Here is a 1,846-nt window from a genome sequence, read left to right as displayed (position 1 = left end):
CCACCCCCGCCGCCTCCCCCTCCGCCGCATTGGGGCGGTTATGATCGGGGCTATGGCTATCAGGGTTATGGCGACCGCGACTATGGGGGCGGCGGTTATGGCTGGCGCGGCGCGGGTTACGGATACCGGCCGCATTATCGGCCCTATCGCCGCTGCTGGACCGAATATCGCGGTTGGGAGCGGGTTCGGATCTGCCGCTGATCGGCCATAAAAAAAGCCGGGGCTCGCCATGTCTTCACATTGACGCCCCGGCCTCATGGCCCTGTTGCGGATGGATCAGTCGGAGCCGAAAATATCCCGCGTGAACAGCTTCTCGGCGACATCGGCCAGCTCGGCGTCGTTGCGGTTGGCGATGATGACATCGCTATCCTGTTTGAACGCGGCCAGATCGCGATAGACGCGCGAGCCGAAGAACACGTCCTCATGCAGCGCGGGTTCATAGACCACGACCTCGATCCCCTTGGCCTTGATCCGCTTCATGATACCCTGGATCGAGGACTGGCGGAAATTGTCCGACCCCGCCTTCATCGTCAGGCGGAAGATGCCGACCCGGTTAGGCTTCTTCGCGATGATCTGTTCGGCCAGGAAATCCTTACGCGTGCGATTGGCGTCGACGATCGCACGCATCAGGTTCTGCGGCACGGTGGAATAGTTGGCGAGCAGCTGCTTGGTGTCCTTGGGCAGGCAATAGCCGCCATAACCGAAGCTGGGGTTGTTGTAATGCGTGCCGACCCGCGGATCCAGGCCGACGCCCTCGATGATCTGGCGCGTGTCCATGCCGCCGGCGATGGCGTAGCTGTCCAGTTCGTTGAAGAAGGCGACGCGCATCGCGAGATAGGTGTTGGCGAACAGCTTGATCGCTTCGGCCTCGCGGGTGCCGGTGAACAGGATGTCGATGTCCTGCTTTTCCGCGCCCTGCGCCAGCAGGTCGGCGAAGATGCGCGCGCGTTCCGACTGTTCGCCGACGATGATCCGCGACGGGTGGAGATTGTCGTACAGCGCGCGGCCTTCGCGCAGGAATTCCGGGCTGAAGATCACCTGGTTGGTGTCCAGGCGCGCACGGACATCGTCGACGAAGCCGACCGGGATGGTCGACTTGATGACGACGGTGGCATTCGGCGCATGCGCCTTAGCCAGGGCGATGACGGCTTCGACGGACTCGGTGTTGAAGCTGTTGGTGTCGACATCGTAATTGGTCGGCGTGGCGCTGATGACATAGTCCGCACCGGCCAGCGCCTCGGCCGCATCGGTCGTCGCTGAGAGGTTCAGGGACCGGCTGACCAGGAAATCCTGCAATTCGACATCGATGATCGGCGAGGTCCGCGCATTGACCATCGCAACCCGTTCGGCCGAGATGTCGACGGCGACGACGCTGTTATGCTGTGCGAGCAGCACCGCGTTGGACATGCCGACATAGCCGAGGCCGAAAACAGCGATCTTCATTCTTTACATCTCCAGACGGGCAAGGCCGTGAGTCTACCCGTCAACTTGTAGTGCAAGGTATCGCTTCTGCCATGCATGAGCGGTTCGACAATCGCAAATGCTGTCGTGGCAAAGCGGGCAGGGGCGGACAACCATCTTTCCCATTTCGGTCAATCCCGCTTGCCTCGCCCTGCCCCGACCCCCAGCCCCTTACCCGTCGCTTATAAACATCTCCGGGCCCACGAGACGGACACCCTTCTCGTATGCCGTCTTCCGATTGAAAAAAAAGAACAAGAAGCAAGATAAACCAAATGCCACTCCAGCGGTGAGAACCGGAACACGGATACGAACAATGCACGGTGGATAATGGAATTGAGTAGCATACGGTCCAGTGTGGCTAAGAGCTGACGACAAGTAATAACAG

The 1,846-nt window shown here is 60.5% G+C and carries 1 protein-coding gene and 1 pseudogene; one reads left to right on the top strand and one right to left on the bottom strand.

Annotated elements, in window-relative coordinates; genetic code table 11:
• A pseudogene (locus NS355_RS17760) lies at positions 1–201 on the top strand (hypothetical protein); the annotation flags it as partial.
• A 75-nt stretch (positions 202–276) separates the two neighbouring features.
• Here NS355_RS17760 and NS355_RS17755 read toward each other — a convergent pair.
• Positions 277–1,443 carry a nucleotide sugar dehydrogenase gene (locus NS355_RS17755; RefSeq protein ID WP_058746871.1) on the bottom strand — a complete coding sequence of 389 codons (1,167 nt, stop codon included), beginning with the start codon at positions 1,441–1,443 and terminating at the stop codon, positions 277–279.
• Positions 1,444–1,846: the final 403 nt, after the last annotated feature.

Origin of the sequence: Sphingomonas yabuuchiae (genome assembly GCF_001477495.1) — a bacterium.
GTDB classification, from domain to species: Bacteria; Pseudomonadota; Alphaproteobacteria; order Sphingomonadales; family Sphingomonadaceae; genus Sphingomonas; species Sphingomonas yabuuchiae_A.
This window is presented reverse-complemented; position numbering and strand designations above follow the sequence as displayed.

Bases quoted from the DNA above. Each gene is read 5' to 3' on its own strand.
- NS355_RS17755 (WP_058746871.1), bottom strand. From the start codon at position 1,443: ATGAAGATCGCTGTTTTCGGCCTCGGCTATGTCGGCATGTCCAACGCG.